The following is a 26,724-nucleotide window of genomic DNA, read 5'->3' as shown; positions in this document are numbered from 1 at the left end:
CGCCACCGACATCTCCGCTGCCGCGAAGAAGAAGGGCAAGAAGTCGGCGAAGAAGGCCAAGAAGGCCGAGCTGAACAACGTCGTCGACTTCTCCGCTGCCGCGAAGAAGAAGGGCAAGAAGTCCGCGAAGAAGGCCAAGAAGGCCGACAACGTGATCCTGTACCGGGTCGCGGCCTGATTTCAGACGTCAGCGCTCACCGCGCGAAAACGGCCGGACCTCGCGGTCCGGCCGTTTTGCTTTTCAGTGCGCCCGCGACCAAGCGGGGACGAATGGACGGAATTACACTTCGCCGACGGTGAGGTCGGGCGCATCGGGATGCTTGATCCCGACCACATGATAGCCGGCATCGACGTGATGGACCTCGCCGGTGACGCCGCGCGACAGATCGGACAGGAAATAGGCTGCGGCATCGCCGACCTCGTCGAGCGTCACATTGCGACGCAGCGGCGTATTATATTCGTTCCATTTCAGGATGTAGCGGAAGTCGCCGATGCCTGACGCGGCCAGCGTCTTGATCGGACCGGCGGAAATCGCGTTGACGCGAATATTCTTCACGCCGAGATCGGCCGCGAGATAACGCACCGAACTTTCCAGCGCGGCCTTGGCGAGACCCATCACATTGTAATGCGGCATCCATTTCTCGGCGCCGTAATAGGTCAGCGTCAGCATCGATCCGCCATTCGTCATCAGCTTCTCGGCGCGCTGCGCGATCGCCGTGAACGAATAGCAGGAGATCAGCATCGTCTTGACGAAATTGTCTTCGGTGGTGTCGATGTATCGGCCGTCGAGCTGATCCTTGTCGGAGAAGGCGATGGCGTGCACCACGAAATCGAGCGAGCCCCAGGCCGACCGGACCGCGTCGAACACCGCATCGATGCTCTTGGGCTCCGACACGTCGCAATGGCCGACGACGATGCCATCGACCTCCTCCGCCAGCGGCTCGACCCGCTTTTTCAGCGCGTCGCCCTGATAGGTAAAGGCAAGGTCGGCGCCATGATTGCGGCAGGCCCGGGCAATCCCCCAGGCGATGGAACGGTTGTTGGCAACCCCCATGATCAGCCCGCGCTTTCCGCGCATCAGGCCAGAAGCGTCAGCCATTACTTTTCCTTTTTGACGCGCCTTGACGACAACGAGGCAAAATCTGCGGCCACATCAAATCCCCCGCACCCATGCGCCACCTTGTGGCATAGGGTATACTGGCCTTCAAGAAGCCCGGCAGGCCTCGGAAGCGGCGACATTTTCGGAATATTGAATGTCCGAAGGGTGTTTGCCTCGTGGAGGACGGCCCTGCAAGAGCTGCCAGAGTGCCAGAACCCATATAGCGCCAGAACCCATAACAGGGGCCGCGACCCAAGATGAGCAGCTTTCGTCAGGATGTGGAAGCCAATGTTCCGGCACTTCGGCGCTATGCGCGGGCTCTCACCCGGGATGGGGAACTCGCGGACGACCTGGTCCAGGACACCCTGGTCCGCGCATTGCGCTCGGAGCACCTGTTCCATGGCGGTGAAATCCGCTCGTGGCTGTTCACGATTCTGACGAATCTCAACCGCAACCGGCTGCGTTCGCTGGCGCGGCGCCCGCTGACCGCCACGCTCGACGACAATGACGCACCCGATTCGGCCGGTCCCGAAGCCGGTGGGCGCGATATCTCGCGAGCGCTGGATCTGCTGGTGGAAGACCAGAAACAGGCGTTGCTGCTGGTGGTGCTCGAAGGCCTCACCTACCGCGAGGTCGCCGACGTCCAAGGCGTGCCGATCGGCACGGTGATGTCGCGGCTCGCGCGCGCGCGCGCGCAGATCAAGGCCTATCTCGACGGCGAGCGCCCGGCGCTGCGCCGCGTGAAGTAGAGGTTAAACGATGGTCGATCGGACGCTACCCGTGACCGAAGACGAACTGCACGCCTATGTGGACGGTGAATTGCCGGCCGATCGCAGCGATGCTGTCGAACAATGGCTAGCTTCGCATCCGGACGATGCAGCCCGCATCGCCGCGTGGCGCCTGCAGGCGGACGCGATTCGCGCGCGCTTCAGTGGCACAGCGAACGAGGCGATTCCGTCCCGCCTGAAAATCGAGGCATTGATGCGATCCGGCCGCAACTGGCGTGCGATCGCAGCGGCCGTCGCGGCACTCGCCTTCCTTGTCGGTGGAGTGGCCGGCTGGATGGCGCGGAGCACGACCGAAGTCGTTGCCGCAATCGGCGATCCAGCGGACGACCTCGCTCAGCGTGCGCTCGCCGCGCACAAGCTTTACATCAGCGAAATCCGGCACCCGGTCGAAGTCGGCGCGAGCGAAGCGCACCTGACGCCATGGCTGTCGCGACGAGTCGGCACCACGGTGCGCATCCCGGATTTCTCGGCTTTCGACATGAAGCTCCTGGGCGGGCGCCTGCTGCCGGGTGAAGCGGGGCCCGCTGCCCTGCTGATGTTTGAAAACGGCAGCGGCGACCGCATCACATTCTATATCTCGAAGCTGCAGCAGCCTCAGTCCGCCTTCCGGTACTACACATCGGACAATGTCGCGGCGATCCGCTGGGTGGTCAGCGATTATGGCTACGTGGTCGCCGGCCCCGCCGACAAGATGAAGCTGAAGGAGCTGGCACGGTCGGCGTTCGAGCAACTCGAAAACCGGGCACCGCCTCCGCATCCGAACCGCTCATCGGTCGAGCCTTTGGTCAGCCGGCGTGGCGGTTGAGGCGCGGTCTCGTTCTAGCAGGTCTTTGACGTAAAGCTCGCGCACCAGAACAATACCGGCGGCGGTCAGAGGGGTCGCCAGCGCCAGCCCCAGAATGCCGAGCAGCACGGCGGCCACAAGCTGCATCGCGAGCGTCAGGGCCGGCGGCATCGAGATGGTGCGCTGCTGGATGAGTGGCGTAATGAGATAGCTTTCGACCGCCTGTACGGCGACATAAAGCGACATGACCAGCGCAGCCTGGTTCAGGCCATCGCCCAGCGCAATCAGCACGGCCGGAGCGGCCGAGATGATCGGTCCGAAATTCGGCACGAAGGTCAGGAGCGCGGCGATCATCGCGAGCGACAGAGCTAGCGGCATCCCCAGCGCCCACAAACCAAGATAGGTCAACACACCGATTAGCGCCATCTCGATCAGTTTGCCGATCAGCCACCACAGCAGCACCCGGTCGATCTCATCAACGAGCCGTTGCGCCCGATCGCGATGAGCCGGCGGGATGAGCCGTATCAGCCCGTCACGATAGGTCTGCGGATCGGCGGCGAGGTATATGCCGGTGAACAGAATCACCAATCCGCTTCCCAGTATCCCGAGCGTCCCCGAGACCACGCCGAAAACACCGCCAACGATGTCCTGCATGGCGCCATGACTTGGCGAAGCGGCGCGATCGAACGCGAGGTCGATCAGGCCCATGTTACCAAAAAACCCGCTGAGCCGCTGGCGCAACGCATCCCATCCGCGCGGCAATTGATCGGCGAGTTGCTGGCCTTGGGCGACAATGTCCGGCAACAGGAGCCAACTTCCCATGGCGACCGTCAGAACGACAGCGCTCAAGGCAAGAGTCAGGCTCAAGCCCTTGCCGATGCCCAAGACGGCATCAATTCCATTCGCGATCGAGCGGAGCACGATCGCGAGCAAAATCCCGGCAAAAACAAGCAGCAATATTTGCGCGATGAGGACCAGCAGCGCGAGCGCAAGCGCGATACCCGCCACGATGCCGATCGCTTTCGCCGTACTCAAGGACAGACCTTCCGATCTCGGGATCCAGCGCAGCGATCTGTCGGCCGCCGCGGGTTTGAGGAGCGAGATCGAAGAGATCGACGTCCGCGCAGATCGTCAGCCGAAAATCTTCCGCGGATCGTCGGCTCGGGTTTCCCGCCACTTCTCCATCAACGCCTGCAGATCGGAATCGTTCTGTTCAGGCAGCACGATGCGAATGGTGGCCAGCAGATCGCCCTTGCCGGTCTTGTCTGGCAGTCCCTTGCCCTTCAGGCGGAAAGTTCGGCCGCCGCTAGTATTGGCGGGGATGTTCAACTCGACCGCGCCATCCAGCGTCGGGACCCGGACCTTGCCGCCGAGCACCGCCTCGTCCAGCGTGATCGGCAGATCCAGCCGAATATTCGACCCCTCGCGCTCGAAATACGGATGCTTGGCGATATGCACGGTGACAATCGCGTCGCCGGCCGGGCCGCCGTCCGAGAAGCCCTGCCCTTTCAGCCGGATCTGCTGTCCGTCGGAGAGACCGGCTGGAATCTTGACGTCGACTTCCTTGCCGGTCGGCAGGTAGACCCGGCGCGATCCGCCATGCGCCAGATCGGACAGCGTGATGGTGGTGGATGCAGCCGCGTCGCGTCCGGGCGGCGGAGCGAATTCCTCCGGCTCGAAGGTCCGGCCGCCGCCGCGGCGCGCACGGCCGCCCATCATTTCCTTCAGGATGTCGTCGATACCGCCGAAGCCGCCGCCACCGGCGCGCTGCGCGCCCTGCGGGCCGAACGTGAACGTCTCGAATTGCATGTCCGGACCGCCGCCCGCGCCCGCGCGGAATCCGCCGCCGCCGGGATGCATGCCCTCGAAGCCCTGGAACCGGGGCTTTCCTTCGGCATCGATCTCGCCTGCGTCGAACTGTTTGCGTTTGGCTTCGTCGCCCAGAATTTCATAGGCCGAGTTGGCCTCGGCGAACTTCTCCGAGGCTTTCGGATCGTCCTTGTTGGCGTCCGGATGGTGCTTCTTGGCAAGCTTTCGAAAGGCTGACTTGATCTGGCCAGCCGCAGCCCCCCGCGGCACCCCCAACACCTCGTAGGGGTCGCGCATGTGACGGTAACTCCTTTTCGGCAGGGCCAAAGACCCGGCTCGTGTTCAGAATAAATCCGGGCCGATGCCCGGCATGTGATATCGTGGGTATTTGGGACTGTAGTCCGATTTTCGCAACGTCGGTGAGCTAATCAGGGTACATTCGACGGGCGTCGAAGCGGGTCTGGCGTGCAACCCCGTGACCGGCGGTCCCATCCAGAGGTCAGGAACGGCGCCACGCCTTCAATTTGCGGACCTCCCATTCACCCCGGGAGGCGCGGCACGCCTCGCCCTGCATCCAGGATTCCGCCCCTTCGGCAACATAGCTCGCGACGAAGTCGCGGCACAGCGCGCCCTCGACCTCGTAGGCCGACGCGACCGGCATGACCGTGCCGCGCGCGCCGGAGGCTGGGTTCTGCCAGGGAAGGCTCGCATCCGCGGCGCCGCTTTTCATGACTTCGGAGGCGGCGACCTTGGCATAAACGAGGTCGGATGCCGGTGGCAGCCCCGGGCCTTCCGGTGAGGACGGGCTCAAAATCGAACCGGTATGGACCGGCTTGTCGTCGCCCCTCATGCTGGGCAGTTTGACCTCGGTGCTGCATCCGCTTGTGGCAAAGCAAGCAGCGGCAAGCGCACTGCCGCAAAGCAGCATTCGGCATAGGCGAGCGGACCATGCTCGCCTATATACCTTGGATCGGACGGCTGAAGACGGGCCGGCCACTCGGTACCCCACGACATGACAGACACACCCGCTATTGAACTTCCGGACCAGTTAAGGAACGGTGATTTTACCGAATCCTCAGAGCCACTCGCGCTGTTTTCAGCCTGGATGGAGGAAGCGAGCCGCTCGGAACCGAACGATCCCAACGCGATGGCGCTTGCGACCGCCGGCGCCGACGGCTTTCCGGACGTGCGCATGGTCCTGCTGAAGGGCTTTGACGAGGCCGGCTTTGTGTTCTTCACCAATCTCGAGAGCGCCAAGGCGCACGAATTGCGGGAGCGTCCGCAGGCCGCCCTGGTCTTCCACTGGAAGTCGCTGCGCCGTCAGGTTCGCGTTCGCGGCAACGTGGCACAGGTAAGCGACGCCGAGGCCGATGCCTATTTCGCGACAAGGCCGCGTCTTGCGCAGATCGGCGCCTGGGCAAGCAAGCAATCGTCACCGCTGGAAAGCCGTCTTGCGTTCGAAGCCTCGGTCGCGCGCGTGACCGCCCGTTATCCGCTTGGAGCAATTCCAAGGCCGCCATTCTGGTCGGGCTTTCGCATTGCCCCGCTGGCGATAGAATTCTGGCATGATCGGCCGTTCCGCCTGCACGACCGTATCGCCTTCACGCGCAGCCAGATACATGAGACTTGGACCAGGACGCGCCTCTATCCCTGAATGCCATTCACGGCGCGTCCCAACAGGATTGTCAGATGCCCCAGTCCGACCATAACGGCCCGCGCCGCACGCTCCTGCTGACCGGCGCCAGCCGGGGCATCGGGCATGCGACGGTGAAGCGCTTTTCGGCTGCCGGCTGGCGTGTCATCACCTGTTCGCGCAACGCCTTTCCGGAGAATTGCCCGTGGGAGGCGGGCCCCGAAGATCATATCCAGGTCGACCTCTCCAATCCCGAGAATACCGAAGAAGCCATCGCCGAAATCAAGAGCCGGCTTCCGGACGGTCAATTGCACGCGCTGGTCAACAACGCGGCGATTTCACCGAAGGCGACCGGCGGCGCGCGGCTGAGTGCGCTGGCGACCGACATCAAGACCTGGCAGCACGTCTTTCAGGTAAATTTCTTCGCCCCGATCATGCTCGCGCGCGGCCTGAGGAATGAATTGCAGGCCACGCATGGCTCCGTGGTCAACGTGACGTCGATCGCGGGCTCGCGTGTGCACCCGTTTGCGGGCGCGGCCTACGCCACCTCGAAAGCGGCGCTGGCATCGCTGACGCGCGAAATGGCCGCCGATTTCGGTCCGCTCGGGATACGCGTGAATGCGATCGCACCGGGCGAAATCGATACATCGATCCTGTCGCCCGGCACCGAGAAGATCGTCGAGCAGCAAATCCCGATGCACCGGCTCGGCACCCCCGACGAGGTGGCGAAGATCATTTACGTGTTGTGCACGGAGACGTCGTCCTACGTGCACGGCGCCGAAATTCACATCAATGGCGGCCAGCACGTCTAGGCTGGACTACAGCCATTTCTTCCACTTGAAGAAAAGATACGGCACGACGGCCGACACTACCATCGCGATCAGCGCCACCGGATAGCCGTAGACGGATTTGAGTTCGGGCATGAACTCGAAATTCATGCCGTAGATCGAAGCGACCAGCGTCGGCGGCATCATCACCACCGCGACCACGGAAAACAATTTGATGATGTTGTTCTGCTCGATGCTGACAAGGCCGAGCATGGCATCAAGCAGGAAGGTGATGTTGTTGGTCAGATAGGTGGTGTGGTCCGACAGCGACTGGGTGTCGCGCTGCATCGTCTTGAGCTGGACGCGCATCTCCTTGGACCAGCGCGTCGCTTCGTCTTCGTGTGCAAGAAACAGGACGAGACGCCCGATCGAGACCAGACTTTCGCGCACTTTCGAACACAGGTCGCCCTTGCGGCCGAGCGAAAACAGGATGCCCTGATAGACCCGCGAGGATCCGCCGCGGCTGCGCCGCTGATCGAACACCTTGCGCGACACCTGGTCGACCTCCGCGCCAACCCGTTCCAGAATGTCGGCGGCGCGATCGATCACGGCGTCCAGCAGTTCCAGCAGGACGGTCTGCCCTGACACATTGCCCGGACAGGCGCGCCCGAGCTTGTGACGTGTCATCGCGAACGGGCGCGGCTCGTCATATCGAACCGTCACCAGGCGCTGGCCTGCAAGAATGAAAGAGACCGGCGTTGTGACCGGCGTTGCGGTATCGGAATGCGACATCAGCGTCGCGGTCATATAGCGCGCGCCATTCTCGACATAGAGACGGCTGGAAATCTCGATTTCCTGCATCTCCTCGCGGGTCGGCACGGCGACACCTACCCGCTGCTCGACCAGCTTGTCTTCCTCGACCGTCGGATTGATCAGGTCGAGCCAGATTGCCGCCTCGGGGATCGCTTCGCCCGCCTCGAGCGGGTGCGGCTCCAGCACGGTGCCACGCGGGACAAAGACGGTGAGCATGGCCCCTCCAAGAAACGGCTATCGCCGCAGCGGCGGAGTCATGGCCATGCACCGTTGGTCCGTGCAAGTCCTAAATGGCAATCACGCACCGGCGCGATCGACCTCAGGCCGCGCGATCCTTGCGCGTGTCCTTCGATGCCTGCGTCGTCGACTTGCTCTCGCCGTTATAGGGCAACGCGGCAACCACTGCCGAGATCGCAATCCGTCCGTAGCGGCGGTCGAGATCCGCTTCCGGCCGCCGGGTCTCCCGCTGGTCACCAGTCGAATTGGCGGTGTTCATAAACTTCCTCCTCAAGGGCATTTTGTTTCGTCCCAAGCCTGGACCCTGCCCGACCGATGCGGAGCCAGTGAGGCTGAATTGGGCGGATAATGGTAAGACTTGGCGGCAGAGCGTCACAAAGCCGTGTCGGCTGATTTCACCGGCGGTTCTGGGCCGCTCACGGTAAACGGTCGCTTAAGAAGTTGGTGCAATCCTCGTCAGCAGCGCCCTGCGGGCGTATCGGTCACAGGCTTGCGGCTTTCCGGCAACACTTTCACAGGACTGACCGGCAAACCTGGCCTGCAGGCTGGATGACTCGCGTTTTTCGGATATGGTCGCTCGGGAATCTCGCCGCTGCGGCATAATAGTAAGGGATGTGGTGATGCGCCTGATCGCGCTTCTCCTGATCGGGATCGGTTTGTCGGGTTGCAACACCACGACCACGGCGACCTATGAACCCGCGTCGGAATCTAACCTGAAGCCGCGCGACCGTGAGTTGCTCGCCAAAGCGCCCTATGCGCCGGCGACGATTCCGGAGCCTTATCGGCGCCATATCGTGAACTACCACCGCAAGGAGGCCCCCGGCTCGATCGTGGTCGATGCGGATTCGCGCTTCCTCTATTACGTGCTGCCTGACGGCAAGGCGATCCGCTACGGCATCACGGTCGGTGAAGAGGCGCTGGCCTTTTCCGGCATTGCCAAGGTTCAGCGCAAGGCGGAATGGCCAACCTGGACGCCGACTCAGGCGATCAAGGAGCGGCTTGGACCGAGCATCCCCAATCAGGTCGGACCCGGCCCGCATAATCCGCTCGGCGCGCGCGCCCTGTATCTCTATGCCGGCGGCAAGGACACGCTGTACCGGATTCACGGCACCAATCAGCCGGAAATGATCGGCTCGGCGGTGTCCTCAGGCTGCATCCGCATGACCAATGAGGACGTCATCGACCTCTATAACCGGACCAAGGAAAACACGGTCGTCGTCGTGCTCGCCCCCAAGCAGGGCGATTCGCCGAACAACCCGCAGATGGCGCATCGCGGGCTGGATCGTATCCTGCCGTTCTGACCGGCGACGGCTTCAGGTTGAGCGAGCGGCGCCTTCGGGCGCCGTTTTCATTTGTGCCCGGGCCCGCGACCTAACCCAGTTCGACATGCACGATTTCGGGCGGCACCCCGACCCGCATCGGCACCACGCTGGTGCCAAGTCCACCCGACACGATGAGATCGCGGCCGCCCTCCACGATATGCCCGTAGGCGAAGCGCGCGCCATATTGCGAGGGCACGAAGGCCGGCCACACGAACGGCACCCGGACCTGCCCGCCATGCGTATGACCCGCGAGCGTCAGCGACACCCGGTCCGGAACCCTGGTGAAAATATCGGGCTCGTGCACCATCAGGATCACCGGTTCGTCGCTGCCGATCTTGGCAAGCGTCGCCGGCAGATCGTCGGCACCGCGAAAGCGGCCCTGCCCCAGTGGCACCGCAAGCTGATCGCCGATTCCAGCAAGCCAGAAGCGCGCCCCCGGCTCGCCGAGCAGAACCGCATCGTTCTCCATCACGGGAATGCCTACGCGTTTGAGCGCAAGGCGGATCTCGGACTCATGGAACCACCAGTCGTGATTGCCGAGGATCGCATGCACCCCGAGCGGGGCTTTCAGCCGCGACAATTCCGCGGCCCAGACCGGCGCCGGAACCGGCTCGGTCACGAATTTGTGGGTGGCGACAAAGTCGCCGAGCAGCAGCACGATATCGGGACGCAGCGCATTCGACGTCTCGACGATGTGGCTGATGCGCTCGATGCCCATATTGGGACCGCCGGCATGCAGATCGGCGATAACCGAGATCGTCAGCTTCTGACCCGCCGGCCAGTTTCGCGGGCGCAGCCTGTAGCGCGTGACATCCAGCATCGCCGCCGCTTCGACGCCAGCATAGCCGGCGAAGGCCGAGCCTGACACCGCTGCCACGCCGAGTCCGCCCAGCAGCAGCGAACGCCGCGAGATCAGCGGCCGGCGCGGGGCGTCGGGCAGCAGAAGATCAGACGGGCGAACGGGTTTCATGTCAGCGCATTTACGGGACGGCGATGAAGGGACGGTTCACACGACCGGAGAAAGGCCGTGGCATATCGGCGTTAATCCACTTACGGCGCCTCTTTTGGCCGCGGTCGCGGCAACGGGACTTCGCCCGCGGGATCGAGCACATTCCACTGACACAGGCGGTAGCCGCCTCTCCGTTCTGCAAGGTCCATATGGATATGGTCTTCGTGATGGCCATCGGAGCCGGGACCTAGAACTGTGGTAAATCGCTCGCAGATGCTCTTCCGGACCGCCTCGCGGAACTCGCGATCGAGCTTGCGGTCGGTAAACGAGGCAAACCGGCCATTGGCCAGATGCACGCCGCGCACGTCGATCGCGTTGGCAAGACCGTGCTGGCTGATTCGGGCGCCCGCTACCCTGTTGCGGCCACGGCAATCGTAGGACGCGTAGTTGTCGAGCATGCGGGGCGCGGAGCCGAGCTGCGCTGTCGTCCCGGTGAGGTCCTCGCGCACCCAATTCGCCAGCGCTTCCGCCATCGTGCAGCGCATGGTGGCAGGCGGACTGAGCGTCACGCGCGACTTGTCGGGCTGGATGATCGCTTCGAGCCGAACCACGTCTGTCGCACCGCAATCGCCCGGCCCTGCCAGCGATGGCAACGGCTCGATCACCGCGATCTTGTCCGCCACGCGAAGCTGGCAGGCGGACGGCTCCTCCGGCTTGCCTCTATCGGTCTCGTTCGCCGGTTGCGGGTCGGCCTCGGCCGCAAACGCTTCCATTGGCACTGGTGCGATGCGACCTGTGTCGGTGTCCGGCTGCGGCACGGGTGCACCGGGTTCCGCTTTCGGTCTGGACGCCCTGGATCGTGAAGGCTTTGACGGTTTCTGCGCCGCTTCGGCGGATTTCGGCTCAGCCGATTTCAGCGGCGTGGGAAATGGCGATGCAGACCGGGTCTGCGCCTGTGCGCCATGCACGAGCCACAGCACCGCGACCACCGGAAAAACTGCAAAGAGGCGTCCCACCGCGCGCATTTCCCCGGCGAATGCGGCATTTGTGCGGGATCGTTGTCGCGATGGCAATTTCTCTTTTGCCCTGCTGTGCTAGCGTCTGGTGGACGCAGATTCCGGAAGTCGAATGTGACCCATGATGTGATTGTGGTCGGGCTTGGCGCCATGGGCAGCGCCGCGCTTTACCATCTGGCGCGCAACAATGTCCGTGCCATCGGCCTGGAACGCTTCGAGCCCGGCCATGACCGCGGTTCCTCGCATGGCCGCACGCGCATCATCCGCCACGGATATTTCGAACATCCGTCCTACGTACCACTGGTGCGGCGCGCCGCCGCAATGTGGCGCGAACTCGAAACCGCATCCGGACGATCGCTGATGACGATCACCGGCATCGCCGAGATCGGGCGGCCGGATTCGGTCCTGGTGAGCGGCACGCTCGCCGCCGCGCAGCAGCATCGTCTCACGCATGAGGTGGTCACCGCGAACGAATTGATGCGGCGCTATCCTGCATTCCGGCTGCCGCAGGATTATGTCGCGGTGATCCAGCCGGATGCGGGCTTCGTCGATCCGGAAGCCGGCATCCGTGCGCATCTGCGCCTTGCCGCCGCTGCCGGCGCCGACATCCGGACCGGCGAACAGGTCATTTCGGTCGAGCAGGTCGGCGAGCGCGTGCGGGTCACGACCGGACGCAAGACCTATGAAGCCGGTCATGCCATCGTTACTGCCGGGGCATGGACCGGATCGCTGGTTCGCGATCTCGGCGTGACGCTCGAGGTGACGCGGCAGGTGCTGCTGTGGGTGCGTCCGGGCGAACCGGAATTATTCCGGACCGGCTGGTTTCCGGTTTTCATGATCGAGAGCGAACATGGCATTCACTACGGCTTTCCGTTGCAGGACGACGGCCTGCTGAAAATCGCCAAGCACCACCATGACGGCGAAGTGGTCGATCCGGACACCTGTGACCGGTCCGTCAATGACGCCGACCGCGCCACGATCACCGGCCCGCTGTTTCGGATGTTGCCTGCGGCCGCGGGACCGGTCGCCGACGCCAAGACCTGCCTCTACACCATGTCGCCTGACGAGGATTTCGTCATCGATCGTCTGCCGGGACGCGAGCGCATCGTGATCGCCTCGCCGTGCTCCGGCCACGGCTTCAAGTTTGCACCCGTCATCGGCCAGGCGCTGGCCGAGCTTTCGCTGACCGGCCGCACGGCCGTCGATATTCGCCGCTTCCGGCTGTCACGGTTTGCCTGAACGGCACTTCCCGCCGCCCGTGCGGGTCTGTAACCTCCCCGTCAACGGCAAAAAAGACGACCGGGAGAAACGCGATGCACGGATTGATGCAGGACTGGCCGCTGCTGTGCCATCGCATCCTCGATCACGCCGCCACCTTCCATGCCGATCGCCCGATCGTATCGCGGCTGGTCGAAGGACCGATCCATCGCACCAGCTACCGCGACGTCCGCAACCGCGCATTGAAGGTCGCGCAGCGACTCGAACGCGACGGCATCGGCCTCGGCGACCGGGTTGCGACACTCGCCTGGAACACGTTCCGCCATCTCGAAGCCTGGTACGGCATCATGGGGATCGGCGCGATCTATCACACCGTCAATCCGCGGCTGTTTCCCGACCAGATCGCATGGATCGTCAATCACGCACAGGATCGCGTGATGATGACCGATCTCACCTTCGTTCCGCTGCTGGAAAAGCTCGCCGACCGGCTGCCCTCGATCGAACGCTACATCGTGCTGACGGACGCCGCGCATATGCCGGCCACAACGTTGAAGAATGCGGTGCCCTACGAGGACTGGCTTGCCGAGGCCGACGGCGATTTCGCCTGGAAAGACTTCGACGAGAATACTGCAGCGGGCATGTGCTACACCTCGGGCACCACCGGAAATCCCAAGGGCGTTCTCTATTCGCATCGGTCGAATGTGCTGCATTCGATGATGGCGAGCATGGGCGATGCCATGGGTGTGTCATCGCGCGACGTCATCATGCCGGTGGTGCCGATGTTCCACGCCAATTGCTGGGGGCTGGCCCTGACCGCGCCAATGAACGGCGCCGCGATGGTCATGCCGGGAATGAAGATGGATGGCGCCTCGATCTACCAGTTGCTCGACGAGTGTCGCGTCACCTGCACCGCCGCGGTGCCGACCATCTGGCTGATGCTGCTGCAACATCTCGAAGCGACCGGCGCCAAGCTGCCTTATCTCAACCGCGTGGTGATCGGCGGCTCGGCCTGCCCGCGCGCCATGACAGAGACGTTCGAGAAGAATTACGGCGTCACCGTCATCCATGCCTGGGGCATGACGGAGATGTCGCCACTCGGATCGCTCTGCACCATCAAGCCGGAATATGCCGCGCTCGAAAGCGACGCGCTCTACGAATTGAAGGTCAAGCAGGGCCACCCGCCATTCGGCGTCGAAATGCGCATCACCGACGATCGCGGCACGGATCAACCGTGGGACGGCAGGACCTTCGGCCGCCTGAAGGTTCGCGGGCCGGCGGTCGCGCGCGCCTATTTCAAGGACGATGCCGACATTCTCGACGATCGGAGCTTCTTCGATACCGGCGATGTCGCGACCATCGACCCGCATGGCTATATGCAGATCACCGACCGCTCAAAGGACGTGATCAAGTCCGGCGGCGAATGGATTTCCTCCATCGATCTGGAGAATCTCGCCGTCGGTCACCCCAAGGTTGCGGAGGCCGCGGTAATCGGCGTGCGGCATCCGAAATGGGACGAGCGACCGCTACTGATCGTTGTGCTGAAGAAAGATGAGAACGTCGACAAAGACGAAATGCTGGCCTTCATGCGAGGCAAGGTCGCCGATTGGTGGCTGCCCGACGACGTTGCTTTTGTCGACGAGATACCGCACACCGCCACCGGCAAGATCCTGAAAACGGCGTTGCGCGAACGCTTCAGGGATTACATCCTGCCGGGATCGGTGGCTGCGGAGTGAGAGATGACACTTGCGGATGCGGGCACGGTTGCCGGGGCGGCAAACGGCGCAACGCGCCCGATCCGTTTCATCGGACCGGAGAAGGATTACTGGCGGATCGTCGTGCGCGGCGCCGTGCTGCTGATGGTCACGCTCGGGCTATACCGGTTCTGGCTTGCGACCGATATCCGACGCTTCCTGTGGGCCAATACCGAGATCGACGGCGAGTCGCTGGAATATTCCGGCACCGCGCTTGAATTGCTGCAGGGCTTCCTTTTCGCGATCGCGCTGATCCTGCCGATCTACACCGCCTTCACCATCACGGTGCTGGATCTTGGCGCGTTCGGGAACGTGCTCTCCGCCTCGGCGGTGCTGCTGCTCGCCTTCCTGAGCCAGTACGGCATCTATCTCGCCCGCCGCTACCGGCTGACCCGCACGGTGTTTCGCGGCCTGCGCTTCCACCAGACCGGCAGCGCCATCCGCTATGCGATCTGTGCCGTGTGGTGGTGGGGTTGGACGGCGCTGACGCTGGGCTTCGCCTACCCGTTCACGCGCGCGGCGCTCGAGCGCTTCAAGATGCGCAACACGTTCTACGGCGACCTGCAGGGCAGCTTCGTGGGGTCGGGCTGGCATCTGTTCGTCCGCGGCTTCCTGATGTGGCTGGCGGTGCTCGTTCCGCTGCTGGCGACGGCTGTCGCGCTGCTATCGATCCGATGGTCAGCAGTCATGGCGGCCTTGCGCGGCGGCGGCGACGTGATCGGGCGGGTCGAAAAGGCAAGCCCCGGCTTTCTCGGCCAGTTCGGTTTTGCGATCGTGGCATTCGCCGTCACCCTTGCGCTGGTCGCGCTGATATTGCCGGCATTCCACGCCATGGTCATGCGCTGGTGGATCAACGGCATCCGCTTCGGCGAGATCGTCGCAACGTCACACCTGCGCACGCGCGATGTGTATGTCGCCTATCTGCGTTTCATCGGCTTTCTGATCGCCTTCATCGTGGTGCTGCTGGTCGGGGTTTTCTTCGGACTAATCGTCCTCGGCGCATTTTTCGAGAGTGGCGCCATGCTGACTGAATTCGTCACCGTGGCGATGATGGTCGGCACCTACGTTGTGTTCATGCTGGGGCTGATCACGCTCTACAACGCGACGGTCACGCTCTCGGTCTGGCGGCTGACAGCTGGCTCGATCGAATTGTCCGACACCCGTCCGATCGCTCAGGTGAAGGCGGCGGGCGATGCCAGTTCGCCGCTCGGCGAGGGCATCGCCGATGTCCTCAATCTCGGTGGCATATGACCGTGTCCGTCGCAGTGGGAATGACAAGCGCGGCGGTTTACTTCGACGGCGTCACTGCGGCGCGCCACGACGTGACCATCGAATTGAACGAACGCGCCGTGGTGATCTTCGACCGGGCCGGCGAACTGATCGACCAATGGCCCTATCCGCGGCTGAAACATCTGTCCGCGCCCGCGCACATCTTTCGCATCGCCTTGCGCCAATCCGAAAACCTCGCGCGGCTCGACATCGCCGATCACGACATGGCCCATGCCATCGACCTCGCCTGCCCCGACATCGACCGCACCGGAGCGAGCGCGCGCAAGGCCCGGCGGCAGGCGATCGTGCTCAGTCTCCTTGCGGCAGTGTCATTGTTTGCCGTCGCGGTTTACGGGCTCCCGGCGATCGCCGACCGGCTTGCCCCGCTGGTGCCGCAGGGCATCGAGCGGCGGCTCGGCAGCGCGGCGGATACCCAGGTCCGTGCCATGCTCGACAAAGGGACCGGCGACCGCCCCTTCGAATGCGGAAGCGCGGCTGCCGAAGAGGCCGGACGTGCCGCCTTCGAAAAGCTGATGACGCGGCTGCAAATCGCCGCCGGCTGGCGCCTGCCACTCTATGCGGCGGTGATCCGGCGCGATGAGGCCAATGCCATCGCCCTGCCTGGCGGCCATATCTATGTCTTCAAGGGGCTGATCGACCAGGCCGGGACTGTGGACGAAGTCGCCGGCGTCATCGCCCACGAGCTCGGCCATGTTGCCAATCGCGACGGCACCCGCGCCATTCTCCAGGCCACGGGGCTGTCGCTGATTTTCGGCATCCTGCTCGGCGATTTCGTCGGCGGCGGCGCCGTGGTTCTGGCCAGCGAATCGCTGCTCAAATCGGCCTATTCGCGTGGCGCCGAAAGCCGGGCCGACGATTTTGCCGTACGCACCATTCAGGCCGCCGGCGGCGATCCCCGCGCGCTCGGCCGGTTCCTCGCCCGAATTGCCGGAAAAACACGCTCCGGATCGATCTTTCTCGACCACCCGGCCACCCCCGATCGGGTGGCGCGCATCAATGCCATCGCCACGCCGCAAAGTGGTGGCGCAACGCTGCTTGACGCGGCCGAGTGGAGAGCCTTGAAACGCATCTGCGCGGGCTAACGCCAGCACGACCCCCGGAAAGCGGCCACCGGTTTTCGGGTAGAATCATGCTGAACTAAAGTCCCCTCTCCGCGCAGGACACGGACATCCCATGGCGCGCCGCCGGCTTCCCGACGAACCGAATTCCAAGCTTGCCGTCTGGGCGCGACGGCTGGCGCTGTTTTCCGTGGTCGCAACGCTGATCGCCATCATCATCGTCCGAGCCGGCCTGATCGAAGTCCTGCCCGGCGTGGCGACCGTCGCAGGTGCGCTCGCCTTCGCCGTACTTGCGATCCTGCTGGCGCTCGGCTCCTTCGTCACGATCTGGCGGCTGGGTCTCGGCGGCCTGGGCTATGCCGTCACCGCGATTTTCGTCGGGGCCGCGCTGCTCGCCTACCCGCTTTACCTTGGCACCAAGGCTTACACCCTGCCGCCGATCTACGACATCACCACCGATGTTCTGGACCCACCGGCCTTCGATGCGGTGCGCCGGTTGCGCTCGCGGACCACCAACCCGGCGCAATATGCCGGACTCTATGCCGCCGAGCAGCAGCGCGCGGCCTATCCCGATGTCGCTCCGCTGGAATTGTCGGTCCCAGCGAAAAACGCTTATGATCAGGCGCTGGCCTTGGTGAACAAGCGGCGATGGCTGGTGCTGGATGCGCGCAGCCCGCAACCCAACCGCCGCGACGGCCGGATCGAGGCGGTGGCCCGAACCCCGATCATGGGTTTTCGCGACGACATCGTGATCCGCGTTCGTAGCGTCGACGAAAGTTCGCGCGTGGATATGCGATCGTCATCGCGTTACGGCTTCCACGATCTGGGCAGCAACGCGTCGCGGATCCGCGCTTTTTTCGAAAGCCTCGAACAGAATATCGATGCCGAGCTCGAGCGCGAGGAACGCCGACGGCCCGCGCCCAAGGAGAAGGCGCCGGCCCCCAAATCGAAGCAGGGTACGCCTCAGGCCAAGCGATAATGCCCCGCGATCGAGGGGACGCCCTCGGTCGCGACCTTGCCGCGCGCCACCAGGTCTTCCAGATGCGCCAGCACGGATAGCCCGGCGGCGCCGATCAGACGCGGATCGATCCCGATGTAAATTGCGCGCACCAGCGTCGGAATATCCGCGGCGCCTTTCGCGAGCCGGTGCAGGATCGATTCCTCGCGCCCGAGCCGGTGGCGGATATAGCTCTGAACGAAGCGCGGCGCGTCGCGGATGACATTGCCGTGGCCCGGGAAATAGACCGTCTCCTGGCGCTTCGCGATCTTGGTGAGCGAGTTCATGTAATCGCTCATGGCTCCGTCCGGAGGTGCAACGATCGAGGTCGACCAGCCCATGACATGGTCGCCGGAAAACAGCGCGCTGGTTTCCTTCAGCGCGTAGGCCGTGTGATTGGCGCAATGACCGGGCGTCGTGATCGCTTCCAGCGTCCAGCCCTCTCCTTCGATCATGTCACCGTCGGACAGCCTGACATCGGGGCGAAAATCCGTGTCGCCGGCTGCATCGAGCGGATTGATTTCACCGATATGAAGCGGGCGCGAAACGCGATGCGGCCCCTCTCCGAAGGTTGGCGCGCCGGTCGCGGCCTTGAGTGCCGCCGCCGCCGGCGAATGGTCACGATGGGTGTGCGTCAACACGATATGGCTAATGGTTTCTCCCCGCAGCGCATCGAGCAATACGCCGACATGGCGGTCGTCGTCCGGACCGGGATCGATGACCGCAACCTTGCCGCGCCCGACAATGTAGGTGACCGTACCCTTGAAGGTGAACGGGCCGGCATTGCCCACGCAGACGGCACGCACCAGAGGCGCAATTTCCTTCACAACCCCGGTTTCGAGGTCGAAGCTCTTGTCGAAGGGAATATCGTCGGACATGGGATTTCTAAACACACGATTCTTGTGGAATTTCGGGCAGATAATGCATGCATCGCATTTGCCGAAAGTTTTAATCACACACAATGCAATCGGGGCAAAAACCATTCAAGCATTGCGCGTATGCTTATAGCAGATAAGCCGTAGTTCGCCGGAACCTGCCATTTGCAAGCAAGACGGAATGCCATGTCCGACACCCCCTCTCTCATTCAGGATCTCGAACGCGCGATCTCCGCGGGTTCGCCCGCGATGCGGCTCGACGCTCTCACCCGCATGACCGACCTGTTCCTGGCCGGATCGGGCCGCCACTCGGAAGAGCAACTTGCGCTGTTCGACGATATCCTTTTGGTCCTGATCGAGACGATCGAGGTCAACGCCAAGGCTCAATTGTCCCGCCGCCTGTCCGGGCGCCCCGACGCGCCGCAGAAGGTGGTCCGTACGCTTGCCTTCGACGATTCGATTGCCGTCGCAGCCCCGATGCTGATGCGCTCGCAGCAACTGACGGACGCCGATCTGGTCGAGAATGCAAGCACCAAGAGCCAGGGCCACCTTCAGGCGATCACCCAGCGTGAAAGCCTCAGCGAGCCAGTGACCGACGTGCTGATCGAGCGCGGCAACAGCCGCGTCATCCAGTTGGTGGCACGCAATGCTGGCGCGCGCTTCTCCGACAGCGGTTTTGGAAAACTCGTCAGCAAGGCCGCGCACGACGAAGGGCTGGCCCGCTATGTTGGCTCGCGCCGCGATATTCCGCGGCATCATTTTGTGAAGTTGCTTGACAGCGCTTCGGCCGAAGTGCGGGCGCGCCTCATCGAAGCCAACCCGCATCTTGCCGACGTGATCGATGCCACCGTTGCCGACGTCTCGTCGAGCATCGGCGATAACGTGCGCAGCACCTCCCGCGATCACGCGCGCGCCGTCGCGCGCATCAAGCGCCTGCACCGCACCGGGCAATTCAGCGAGGCCGATCTGCACGCCTATGCGAATGCCGACGATTTCGAGCGGGCCACGGTCGCGCTCGCTTCTCTCGGCGACTTCGAGATCGAGCTTGTGGAACGCGCGCTGCTGGACCGGTCGACCGACCTGATCCTGATCCTGGCGCGCGCCGCAAAATGCTGCCGCGCCACGGCCCGCGCCATCCTGATGATGCCATCGGCGGATCGCAGGCTCTCGCCGATGGATCTGAGCGACGCGCTCGCTCAATTCGATCGTCTGCAGCTCGCCACCGCACGCTCCGCGCTCGAATTCTATCGTCTTCGCCGCAAGGCCGAGGACAAGCCGCACGTTCCGACCAATCTGGCGCTCGAATGGTATGTGCAGGCGATGCCGGCACGGCCGGGTCAGACCGGCTGACGATCCATCCACTGCGGGGGCGGCGTCACCGGCCTGCGTCGGTCGGCGCAGACTGATCAGTGGATCTCCGGCTCCGGCGTGTTTTCGCCGGCCAGCAGGAAGTCGAAGTCGCAGCCCTGGTCGGCCTGACCGATATGCTGCGCGAACATCGCGCCATAGCCGCGGGTGTAATGCGGCTTCGGCGGCGTCCACGCGCTCTTCCGTCGCGCCAGCTCCTCGTCGCTGACATGAAGGTGGATACGGCGGTTCTTCACATCGACCTCGATCTCGTCGCCGGTCTGCACGAAAGCGAGCGGCCCGCCGACGAAACTTTCCGGCGCGACATGCAGGATGCACGCGCCGTAGCTCGTGCCGCTCATCCGCGCATCGGAAATCCGCAGCATGTCGCGCACGCCCTGCTTCACCAGCTTTTTCGGGATCGGCAGCATGCCCCATTCCGGCATGCCCGGCCCGCCCTGCGGCCCGGCATGCTTCAGCACCAGGATATGATCGGCGGTGACCTCGAGATCGTCGCGCTCCACTTCGCGCATCATGTGGTTGTAGTCATCGAACGCGATCACCTTGCCACGATGCTGGGTGAGACGCTGGTCCGCCGCCGACGGCTTCATGACGCAGCCATTCGGCGCGAGATTGCCGGTCAGCACCGCGGTCGCGCCACCCTCATAGATCGGATCGGACAGCGGATGGATCACCTCCGGCAGATGCACTTTTGCGCCGGCAATGTTCTCGCCGAGCGTCCTGCCGGTCACCGTCAGGCAGGACAGGTCGAGCAGGTCGCGCAATTCTGCCATCAGGGCGCGCAGACCGCCGGCGTAATAGAAATCCTCCATCAGGTATTGGCCGGACGGCGTGATGTTGGCGATCACCGGCACCTCGCGCGAAATCGCGTCGAATCGGTCCATGTCGAGCGCGATGCCGGCGCGCCGCGCCATCGCCACCACATGCACGATCGCGTTGGTGGAGCCGCCGAGCGCCATATGAACCTTGATGGCGTTATCGAAGGCTGCGGGCGACAGGATCTTCGCGGGCGTCAGGTCTTCCCACACCATGTCGGTGATGCGTCGCCCCACCGCCGAGCACATACGCGGATGACTGGAATCCGCCGCCGGGATCGATGATGCGCCGGGAAGCGCCAGCCCCATCGCTTCGGCGATCGACATCATGGTGGCGGCCGTTCCCATCACCATGCAGGTCCCGAACGAGCGCGCGATGCCGCCCTCGATCTCGTTCCAGTCGTCGTCGGTGATGTTGCCGGCGCGCTTCTCGTCCCAGTATTTCCAAACGTCGGAACCGGAGCCGAGCTTCTGGCCGCGCCAGTTACCGCGCAGCATCGGGCCGGCGGGCACATAGATCGACGGAATGCCCATCGAGATCGCGCCCATGATCAGCGCCGGCGTGGTCTTGTCGCAACCGCCCATCAGTACCGCACCGTCGATCGGATGCGAGCGCAGCAATTCCTCCGTCTCCATCGCCAGAAAATTGCGATAGAGCATCGTGGTCGGCTTGATGAACGGCTCGGACAGCGACATAGCCGGGAGCTCGACCGGAAAGCCGCCGGCTTCCCAGACGCCGCGCTTCACGTCATCGGCGCGCGACCGCAGATGCGCGTGACAGGCGTTCAGATCGCTCCAGGTATTGATGATGCCGATGACCGGCTTTCCCTCCCAGTCGGCCTTGTCGTAGCCGAACTGCCGCAACCGCGAGCGATGACCGAACGAACGCAAATCGCTGACGCCGAGCCAGCGATGGCTGCGGAGATCTTCAGGCCGCTTCTTGCTCATGTTTTACGGTGACTTGTCTTTCAGGGGGATTGCTTGGCCGGCGCCGTATCCGATGGTTTGCCGGCCGCGCGCCGGCGTTCATACACTTGCGACAGAATGACGATGGCCGCAAGCACGGCACCGGCGGTGTCGGTCGCAAACCCCGGATCGATCAGCAGCAGCCCACCGGCGCAGAGCAAGACGCGCTGCCAGTGATTGGCCGCGGTGATGAAATAGCCGTGCAGTCCCGCTGCAAACAGCAGGATGCCGCATGCGGCGGTGACAAAAGCGCCGATGATGGTGGGCCACGACCCAATCATCAGAAGGGCTGGCTCATAGATCACCATGAACGGCACGATGAAACCGGCTGCGCCGATCTTCACCGCAGCCCAGCCGCTCTTCCAGATATCGGCTTTGGCGATCCCGGCCGCCGCGTACACGGCCAGCGCGACTGGCGGCGTGATCGCCGAGAGCACCGCGAAATACAGCGCAAACATGTGCGCGGCCGGCGGGATCACCCCGAGCTTGATGATCGCCGGCACCAGAAGCGCCGTCATGATGATGTAGGCCGGCGTTGTCGGCATGCCCATGCCGAGCACGATGCCGGCCAGCATGGTGAGGACCAGCGCAAGGAGAAGCGTGTCCTGCGCAAGGCCCACCACGAATTGCGTGAACACGATGCCGAGACCGGACAGCGTCACGACCCCGATCACGATGCCCGCACAGGCGCAGGCCAGCGCGACGGCCAGCGCGTTACGCGCGCCATCGACGAACGCTGCGATGAGATTCGGCAGGTTGACGTTTTCCCGTGTCGAGCGGCGCAGTGCGGCCACCGGGAAGCACAAAGCCGTCCCGACCAGCGCCGCCATGGGCGCGCTGTAGCCCGAATACATCACGACAAGAATGCCGACGACCGGAATGAAAAGATGTCCCCGCTCGCGCATCACAACCGAGAGCCTTGGCAGTTCGGAACGCGGCAATCCCTGCAGTCCGCAACGCTTGGCTTCGAAATGCACCGCGGCGAAACACGCAACGTAATAGAGGACCGCGGGAATGATCGCCCAGATGATGACCTGCCCATAGGAGACGGCCAGAAACTCGGCCATGACGAACGCGGCCGCGCCCATGATCGGCGGCATGATCTGTCCGCCGGTGGACGCGGTTGCCTCCACACCGGCAGCGAAATGCGGCGGAAAGCCCGAACGCTTCATCAGCGGGATCGCAATTGGTCCGTCAACCATGACATTGGCAACGGCGCTGCCGGAAATCGTGCCGAACAGACTCGATGAGACCACCGACACCTTGCCCGGCCCGCCCGCGGTATGGCCGGTCAGCGCCATCGCAAAGTCCATGAACAACTGGCCGGTGCCGGTCCGCTCCATGAAGGCGCCGAACAGAACGAAGATCAGCACGTAGGACGCGGACACCGAAAGCGGGATGCCGAAGATGCCTTCTGTCGTCATGTAGAGCTGATCGAGCATCCGCTCCGGCTCGAGCCGCGCGATCAGGAGCCCGTACAAAAGAAACACCACCGCGGTGATCGGCAGCGCGAGCCCGATCACCCGCCGTGTCGCCTCGAGCACCACCAGCACCATGACCACGGCCATGGCCTTGTCGGTGAAGCTGAGGTCGTCGATGTAGAAGATGCGGGTGACGATGTATTCGTAATTGACGAACAAATAGATGATCGGGATCGCGCCCGCGATCATCAGGCCGTAGTCGAACAAGGTCGGCAGCCGCTCGTCGGTTGGCCGCTGCTCGTCCGATCGCGGCCCGTCGGTCTTGGCGATGGTCCAGCGATACAGCAGGAAGGTGAGAACGATCGCGAACAAGAGATGCGTGCCACGGAACAGCACCGCTTCCGGAGTGCCGAACGCGATTGCCCAGATGTGATAGGCCGCCATCGCGATCGAGATCGCGATCAGCGCGTAGCCGAGAATACGGCGATGGGTGGATTCGAAAGTCACAAATGCTCTCCCCTCAGAGCATTGAAGCGCATCCAGGATGCCGCGCGTTCCCGCAAAGGCGGGGATCCAGAACCGTGATTCTGGATCCCCGCTTTCGCGGGGACGAGCGGATCATGAAAGCGAACTTTGCGCCTGCCTCACATCTTCAGATCGACGCCGGCTTCCTTGTAGAACTTCGCGGCGCCCGGATGGAACGGCACGCCGATATCCTCGGCCATCGCTTTGGGCGTGAGACCTGCCATCGCCTTGTTGACCGCGGCCATGTTCGACACATTCGCCGCCATCGCCTTGGTCATGTTGTAGACCATGTCCTCCGGCAGCTTGCAGGACGCCACGATATGCGTGGCATAGCCGATCACCTTCACGTCCTTGTCCTGCTTCGGATAGGTGCCCTTGGGAACCGTGACCAGCGTATAGCCGGGATTGATCTTGCGCATGTCCTCGTACATGTCGCTCATGTCGAGCAGCTTGATGTCGCGCGCAGCCGCGAGGTCCATGACCGAGCCGGACGGGATCGTGGTTCCGAGCGCAAACGCAACGGCATGGCCGTCCTGCATCTGCGTCACCGAGTCGGTATACGACACGAAGCTCATCTTCACGTCGTTATAACCCATGCCCGCGACCTTCAGCATATGCGCGGTGATCGCCTCGCCGGTATTGCCGCGCTGCTGCGTGGTGACGCCCTTGCCCTTCAGGTCCTTGACCGAATTGATGTTGGCGTCGGCGCGCGTCACCACCTGATAATATTGCGGATACAGTGTCGCGATGTTGCACACGTTGCCGTGCTTCTTGGTGAAGGGCGGATTGCCGGCGAGCGCGTCCACCGTCGAGATCGAATTGCCGAAGCCGACATCGGCCTTGCCCTCCTCGATGCCGCGCACGTTGGCGATGCCGGCGCCTGGCAGAGCCTGCACCGACAATCCGCCAACCGCCTTTTCCCACATGTCCTTCAGCTGACCCCCGAGCGGAATCCAGACACCGCCCTGCGGACCGGTCATCAGTTTGAGTTCTGCGGCCTGCGCCCCCGTCGCGGTGGCAAAGCCGGCAACGAGCAACGATGCGAGCAATCGCACTTTCATCGGACGTTCTCCCTGGGATACCCGCCGGTTGGCAGGTCGTTCTTGTTGCTTGATACCGACGTTACGCGGGGCGGTGGGCCGGAGACAAGCGGGTTTACGGTCCGGGACAGTGCTCCGCGCGTCCCGCGCAGGAAATTCATAAGAAAACCACTGCCATTCATAAGAGCGCCGGAGAACCGGGCGGCTTGCGGCCAGTCGGGGCACGCCCTACGGTGCGGTGCACAAGCGTCTTGTTCCCGTTTCATCAGGCATCTGTCGTCCGTGTCCGACATCGACAACATCAACCACGTCGGCATGGCCGTTCGCGATCTCGCCGACACCGTCCGCCGCTTCGAGGCGATGGGCTTCCAGCTGACGCCCTACTCGCCGCACTCGGCCGCCTGGAAGCCGGGCGAGCCCGTGCAACCGCAGGGATCGGGTAACCGCTGCGTGATGTTCGCAAGCGATTACCTCGAAATCCTCGCCAGCGAAGACCCCGCGCGGCCCGCGGCCCGCATCACCAATTTCCTGAAGCGCCACCAGGGCGCGCATATCATCTGCTTCAACACCGAAGACCCGCATGCGGTCGAGAAGCGCCTGCAGGGCGCAGGCATCGCGACCTCAGGCGTGATTCCGCTGCAACGTGAGATCGATACGCCGGACGGCGTCCGCACGGCGAAATTTGCGCGCATCCAGTTCGCGCCCGAGCAATCGCCGGAAGGCTACATCCAGGCCGCGCAGCACCTCACCCCGGACTACATTTACCAGCCGCGCTATATCCGCCATCCGAACGGTTGCACGAGCCTGCATCGCACCGTGGTCGTTACCGATACGCTGGAGACCTTCGCCGAGAAATACCGCCGCTACACCGGGCTCACGCCGGTCGCGCACGAGGGCTCGGTCAATTTCCACTTCCCGCAGGGTACACGGCTGACCATCGTCGACATCAGGCACGCAACCGCAGTGCTGCCGGGTACCCTCTTTCCGCCGATCCCCGGCATTGCCGCCGTGAGCTTTCGCACGCCCGATCTCGTGGCGCAGCGAATGCGGCTTCTGGATCATGGCTTCGCCTTCAGCGAAGCGATCGGACGCCTCGTCGTTCCTGCCGAACAGGCGGGTGGCGTCGCGATCATTTTCGAGGAGTGAGACGATGACGATTCTGTCGAGACTGGCTGCCGCGCTTGTGATCGCTGGCGCATCGCTGATTGCGCCCGCATCGGCGCAGGACTTCCCCGACCGGCTGGTGCGCATTGTCGTGCCCTACCCGGCCGGCGGCGGCGTCGACGGCATGGCGCGCGCCCTGGGCGAAGGTCTCTCGCAGATCTGGAAACAGCCGGTCATCATCGAGAACAAGCCCGGTGCCTCCACCATGATCGGCGGCGAATTCGTCGCCCGCGCGCCGGCCGACGGCTACACACTGCTCCTGACCAGCGACTCCTCGATCACCAGCAATCCGTTCCTGTTTCCGAACGCAAAATTCGATCCGGTGAAGGACTTCGCGCCGATCACGCAGCTGATCGAGCTCAACCAGCTCGTGGTGCTGCATCCCTCGGTTCAGGCCAATTCGCTCAAGGAGCTGGTCGCACTGTCGAAGGAGAAGAAGGGCGCGCTGAATTACGGCTCGTACGGCGTCGGCAGCCAGCCGCATCTCTTGTTCGAAATGCTGCGCGCGCAGGCCGGTGCCGAACTGATGCAGATCCCCTATCGCGGCATCGCGCCTGCGATCACCGCGACCATCGCCGGCGACGTGCAGATGACGCTCGGCGGCTGGTCGGTCACCGCGGGCCACATCCAGTCCGGCAAGCTGAAGGCCATCGCGATCTCGAAGAAGGAGCGGCAGAAGGAGTTGCCGGACGTGCCGACCCTGAAGGAAGCCGGCTTCCCCGACATCGACCCGCAGAGCTGGTTCGGGCTGTTCGCGACCGCCGGGACGCCGAAGCCGGTGATCGAGAAAATCCAGAAGGACGTGGCGCAGGTATTCACCCAGCCGGAATTCCAGAAGCGGCTGCAGACGCTGGCCTTCGAGCCGGTGGCGAGCACCCCGGATGCCTTCGCAAAATTCATCGCCGAGGATCTGGCCTACAAGAAAAAGCTGATCGAAACGACGGGGATCAAGGGGGTCGAGTAGGGCAGAATCCCCGGCAAGAGGCGTCCCCTTGCCATGCTTCCGCCAAAGCATTCCA

Annotated in this window: 25 protein-coding genes; 13 read left to right on the top strand and 12 right to left on the bottom strand. The window is 63.6% G+C overall.

Annotation, left to right across the window (positions count from 1 at the left end):
• Positions 1–280 precede the first annotated feature (280 nt).
• Entirely contained in the window at positions 281–1,099 is an 819-nt protein-coding gene (gene fabI / locus AC5I5I_RS18345; protein ID WP_495975369.1) for an enoyl-ACP reductase FabI, read from the bottom strand.
• Between the two features lie 257 nt (positions 1,100–1,356).
• On the opposite strand from fabI, the gene AC5I5I_RS18340 reads away from it, so the two are divergent.
• Together AC5I5I_RS18340 and AC5I5I_RS18335 are read left to right on the top strand one after the other, a co-directional pair.
• Positions 1,357–1,848 (top strand): sigma-70 family RNA polymerase sigma factor, encoded by a 492-nt coding sequence (locus AC5I5I_RS18340; RefSeq protein ID WP_495975368.1) that lies wholly within the window; start codon positions 1,357–1,359, stop codon positions 1,846–1,848.
• 10 nt (positions 1,849–1,858) lie between these two features.
• Positions 1,859–2,692, top strand: coding sequence for an anti-sigma factor family protein (locus AC5I5I_RS18335; RefSeq protein ID WP_495975367.1), 834 nt, complete (start codon positions 1,859–1,861; stop codon positions 2,690–2,692).
• Here AC5I5I_RS18335 and AC5I5I_RS18330 read toward each other — a convergent pair.
• The 3 genes from AC5I5I_RS18330 to AC5I5I_RS18320 form a co-directional block, all read right to left on the bottom strand.
• Entirely contained in the window at positions 2,654–3,706 is a 1,053-nt protein-coding gene (locus AC5I5I_RS18330; RefSeq protein ID WP_495975366.1) for an AI-2E family transporter, read from the bottom strand. The genes AC5I5I_RS18335 and AC5I5I_RS18330 overlap by 39 nt on opposite strands.
• 96 nt (positions 3,707–3,802) lie before the next feature.
• On the bottom strand, positions 3,803–4,777 hold the full coding sequence (locus AC5I5I_RS18325; protein ID WP_495975365.1) for a DnaJ C-terminal domain-containing protein: 975 nt from the start codon (positions 4,775–4,777) through the stop codon (positions 3,803–3,805).
• Positions 4,778–4,979: 202 nt separating this feature from the next.
• Positions 4,980–5,330, bottom strand: a complete 351-nt coding sequence (locus AC5I5I_RS18320; protein ID WP_495975364.1) for an RT0821/Lpp0805 family surface protein — start codon at positions 5,328–5,330, stop codon at positions 4,980–4,982.
• A 162-nt stretch (positions 5,331–5,492) separates the two neighbouring features.
• On the opposite strand from AC5I5I_RS18320, the gene pdxH reads away from it, so the two are divergent.
• Positions 5,493–6,134, top strand: coding sequence for a pyridoxamine 5'-phosphate oxidase (gene pdxH, locus AC5I5I_RS18315; RefSeq protein ID WP_495758550.1), 642 nt, complete (start codon positions 5,493–5,495; stop codon positions 6,132–6,134).
• A 35-nt stretch (positions 6,135–6,169) separates the two neighbouring features.
• Entirely contained in the window at positions 6,170–6,925 is a 756-nt protein-coding gene (locus AC5I5I_RS18310) for an SDR family NAD(P)-dependent oxidoreductase (RefSeq protein ID WP_495758549.1), read from the top strand.
• 6 nt (positions 6,926–6,931) lie between these two features.
• Here AC5I5I_RS18310 and corA read toward each other — a convergent pair whose 3' ends face one another.
• Positions 6,932–7,909 (bottom strand): magnesium/cobalt transporter CorA, encoded by a 978-nt coding sequence (corA, locus tag AC5I5I_RS18305; RefSeq protein ID WP_495975363.1) that lies wholly within the window; start codon positions 7,907–7,909, stop codon positions 6,932–6,934.
• Between the two features lie 103 nt (positions 7,910–8,012).
• Complete coding sequence (locus AC5I5I_RS18300) at positions 8,013–8,189, bottom strand: hypothetical protein (RefSeq protein WP_495975362.1); 177 nt, start codon at positions 8,187–8,189, stop codon at positions 8,013–8,015.
• 361 nt (positions 8,190–8,550) lie between these two features.
• Here AC5I5I_RS18300 and AC5I5I_RS18295 point away from each other — a divergent pair, with 361 nt between their 5' ends.
• Positions 8,551–9,231: a L,D-transpeptidase gene (locus tag AC5I5I_RS18295; protein ID WP_495975361.1), complete on the top strand. Its 681-nt coding sequence runs from the start codon at positions 8,551–8,553 to the stop codon at positions 9,229–9,231.
• 70 nt (positions 9,232–9,301) lie between these two features.
• Here the strand turns inward: AC5I5I_RS18295 and AC5I5I_RS18290 are convergent, their stop codons facing one another.
• Positions 9,302–10,222 carry a metallophosphoesterase gene (locus AC5I5I_RS18290; RefSeq protein ID WP_495975360.1) on the bottom strand — a complete coding sequence of 307 codons (921 nt, stop codon included), beginning with the start codon at positions 10,220–10,222 and terminating at the stop codon, positions 9,302–9,304.
• 80 nt (positions 10,223–10,302) lie between these two features.
• On the bottom strand, positions 10,303–11,217 hold the full coding sequence (locus AC5I5I_RS18285) for an extensin-like domain-containing protein (RefSeq protein ID WP_495975359.1): 915 nt from the start codon (positions 11,215–11,217) through the stop codon (positions 10,303–10,305).
• Positions 11,218–11,331: 114 nt separating this feature from the next.
• On the opposite strand from AC5I5I_RS18285, the gene solA reads away from it, so the two are divergent.
• From solA to AC5I5I_RS18260, 5 genes are all read left to right on the top strand, one after another.
• Complete coding sequence (gene solA / locus AC5I5I_RS18280) at positions 11,332–12,456, top strand: N-methyl-L-tryptophan oxidase (protein ID WP_495975358.1); 1,125 nt, start codon at positions 11,332–11,334, stop codon at positions 12,454–12,456.
• 74 nt (positions 12,457–12,530) lie between these two features.
• Positions 12,531–14,168: a 3-(methylthio)propionyl-CoA ligase gene (locus AC5I5I_RS18275; protein ID WP_495975357.1), complete on the top strand. Its 1,638-nt coding sequence runs from the start codon at positions 12,531–12,533 to the stop codon at positions 14,166–14,168.
• A 3-nt stretch (positions 14,169–14,171) separates the two neighbouring features.
• Positions 14,172–15,437, top strand: a complete 1,266-nt coding sequence (locus tag AC5I5I_RS18270; RefSeq protein ID WP_495975356.1) for a DUF898 family protein — start codon at positions 14,172–14,174, stop codon at positions 15,435–15,437.
• 20 nt (positions 15,438–15,457) lie between these two features.
• Complete coding sequence (locus AC5I5I_RS18265; RefSeq protein WP_495975355.1) at positions 15,458–16,558, top strand: M48 family metallopeptidase; 1,101 nt, start codon at positions 15,458–15,460, stop codon at positions 16,556–16,558.
• A 91-nt stretch (positions 16,559–16,649) separates the two neighbouring features.
• Positions 16,650–17,513: a DUF1499 domain-containing protein gene (locus AC5I5I_RS18260; RefSeq protein ID WP_495975354.1), complete on the top strand. Its 864-nt coding sequence runs from the start codon at positions 16,650–16,652 to the stop codon at positions 17,511–17,513.
• On the opposite strand, the gene AC5I5I_RS18255 is transcribed toward AC5I5I_RS18260, so the two are convergent.
• A complete protein-coding gene (locus AC5I5I_RS18255; protein ID WP_495975353.1) occupies positions 17,498–18,409 on the bottom strand; it encodes an MBL fold metallo-hydrolase in 912 nt (303 codons plus the stop codon). The two genes, AC5I5I_RS18260 and AC5I5I_RS18255, sit on opposite strands and share 16 nt — an antisense overlap.
• 183 nt (positions 18,410–18,592) lie before the next feature.
• On the opposite strand from AC5I5I_RS18255, the gene AC5I5I_RS18250 reads away from it, so the two are divergent.
• The gene (locus tag AC5I5I_RS18250) at positions 18,593–19,756 is read left to right on the top strand and encodes a DUF2336 domain-containing protein (RefSeq protein ID WP_495975352.1); all 1,164 of its coding nucleotides are present in this window, start codon (positions 18,593–18,595) and stop codon (positions 19,754–19,756) included.
• A gap of 56 nt (positions 19,757–19,812) precedes the next feature.
• Here the strand turns inward: AC5I5I_RS18250 and araD are convergent, their stop codons facing one another.
• The 3 genes from araD to AC5I5I_RS18235 form a co-directional block, all read right to left on the bottom strand.
• Positions 19,813–21,537: an L-arabinonate dehydratase gene (gene araD / locus AC5I5I_RS18245; RefSeq protein ID WP_495975351.1), complete on the bottom strand. Its 1,725-nt coding sequence runs from the start codon at positions 21,535–21,537 to the stop codon at positions 19,813–19,815.
• A 20-nt stretch (positions 21,538–21,557) separates the two neighbouring features.
• A complete protein-coding gene (locus AC5I5I_RS18240; RefSeq protein WP_495975350.1) occupies positions 21,558–23,483 on the bottom strand; it encodes a TRAP transporter permease in 1,926 nt (641 codons plus the stop codon).
• 137 nt (positions 23,484–23,620) lie between these two features.
• Positions 23,621–24,562: a TAXI family TRAP transporter solute-binding subunit gene (locus AC5I5I_RS18235; RefSeq protein WP_495975349.1), complete on the bottom strand. Its 942-nt coding sequence runs from the start codon at positions 24,560–24,562 to the stop codon at positions 23,621–23,623.
• Positions 24,563–24,823: 261 nt separating this feature from the next.
• Between AC5I5I_RS18235 and AC5I5I_RS18230 the strand changes: the two genes are divergently transcribed.
• Together AC5I5I_RS18230 and AC5I5I_RS18225 are read left to right on the top strand one after the other, a co-directional pair.
• The gene (locus AC5I5I_RS18230) at positions 24,824–25,687 is read left to right on the top strand and encodes a VOC family protein (RefSeq protein WP_495975348.1); all 864 of its coding nucleotides are present in this window, start codon (positions 24,824–24,826) and stop codon (positions 25,685–25,687) included.
• A 4-nt stretch (positions 25,688–25,691) separates the two neighbouring features.
• A complete protein-coding gene (locus tag AC5I5I_RS18225) occupies positions 25,692–26,669 on the top strand; it encodes a Bug family tripartite tricarboxylate transporter substrate binding protein (RefSeq protein ID WP_495975347.1) in 978 nt (325 codons plus the stop codon).
• The last annotated feature ends 55 nt before the right edge of the window (positions 26,670–26,724 follow it).

This window comes from Pseudorhodoplanes sp. (assembly GCF_059499825.1).
Note: the sequence above shows the minus strand (reverse complement) of the source record. Positions and strands in the feature narration are given on the sequence as shown.

Bases quoted from the DNA above. Each gene is read 5' to 3' on its own strand.
- fabI (WP_495975369.1), bottom strand. From the start codon at position 1,099: ATGGCTGACGCTTCTGGCCTGATGCGCGGAAAGCGCGGGCTGATCATG.
- AC5I5I_RS18340 (WP_495975368.1), top strand. From the start codon at position 1,357: ATGAGCAGCTTTCGTCAGGATGTGGAAGCCAATGTTCCGGCACTTCGG.
- AC5I5I_RS18335 (WP_495975367.1), top strand. From the start codon at position 1,859: ATGGTCGATCGGACGCTACCCGTGACCGAAGACGAACTGCACGCCTAT.
- AC5I5I_RS18325 (WP_495975365.1), bottom strand. From the start codon at position 4,777: ATGCGCGACCCCTACGAGGTGTTGGGGGTGCCGCGGGGGGCTGCGGCT.
- AC5I5I_RS18320 (WP_495975364.1), bottom strand. From the start codon at position 5,330: ATGAGGGGCGACGACAAGCCGGTCCATACCGGTTCGATTTTGAGCCCG.
- pdxH (WP_495758550.1), top strand. From the start codon at position 5,493: ATGACAGACACACCCGCTATTGAACTTCCGGACCAGTTAAGGAACGGT.
- AC5I5I_RS18310 (WP_495758549.1), top strand. From the start codon at position 6,170: ATGCCCCAGTCCGACCATAACGGCCCGCGCCGCACGCTCCTGCTGACC.
- corA (WP_495975363.1), bottom strand. From the start codon at position 7,909: ATGCTCACCGTCTTTGTCCCGCGTGGCACCGTGCTGGAGCCGCACCCG.
- AC5I5I_RS18300 (WP_495975362.1), bottom strand. From the start codon at position 8,189: ATGAACACCGCCAATTCGACTGGTGACCAGCGGGAGACCCGGCGGCCG.
- AC5I5I_RS18295 (WP_495975361.1), top strand. From the start codon at position 8,551: ATGCGCCTGATCGCGCTTCTCCTGATCGGGATCGGTTTGTCGGGTTGC.
- AC5I5I_RS18290 (WP_495975360.1), bottom strand. From the start codon at position 10,222: ATGAAACCCGTTCGCCCGTCTGATCTTCTGCTGCCCGACGCCCCGCGC.
- AC5I5I_RS18275 (WP_495975357.1), top strand. From the start codon at position 12,531: ATGCACGGATTGATGCAGGACTGGCCGCTGCTGTGCCATCGCATCCTC.
- AC5I5I_RS18270 (WP_495975356.1), top strand. From the start codon at position 14,172: ATGACACTTGCGGATGCGGGCACGGTTGCCGGGGCGGCAAACGGCGCA.
- AC5I5I_RS18265 (WP_495975355.1), top strand. From the start codon at position 15,458: ATGACAAGCGCGGCGGTTTACTTCGACGGCGTCACTGCGGCGCGCCAC.
- AC5I5I_RS18260 (WP_495975354.1), top strand. From the start codon at position 16,650: ATGGCGCGCCGCCGGCTTCCCGACGAACCGAATTCCAAGCTTGCCGTC.
- AC5I5I_RS18255 (WP_495975353.1), bottom strand. From the start codon at position 18,409: ATGTCCGACGATATTCCCTTCGACAAGAGCTTCGACCTCGAAACCGGG.
- AC5I5I_RS18250 (WP_495975352.1), top strand. From the start codon at position 18,593: ATGTCCGACACCCCCTCTCTCATTCAGGATCTCGAACGCGCGATCTCC.
- araD (WP_495975351.1), bottom strand. From the start codon at position 21,537: ATGAGCAAGAAGCGGCCTGAAGATCTCCGCAGCCATCGCTGGCTCGGC.
- AC5I5I_RS18235 (WP_495975349.1), bottom strand. From the start codon at position 24,562: ATGAAAGTGCGATTGCTCGCATCGTTGCTCGTTGCCGGCTTTGCCACC.
- AC5I5I_RS18225 (WP_495975347.1), top strand. From the start codon at position 25,692: ATGACGATTCTGTCGAGACTGGCTGCCGCGCTTGTGATCGCTGGCGCA.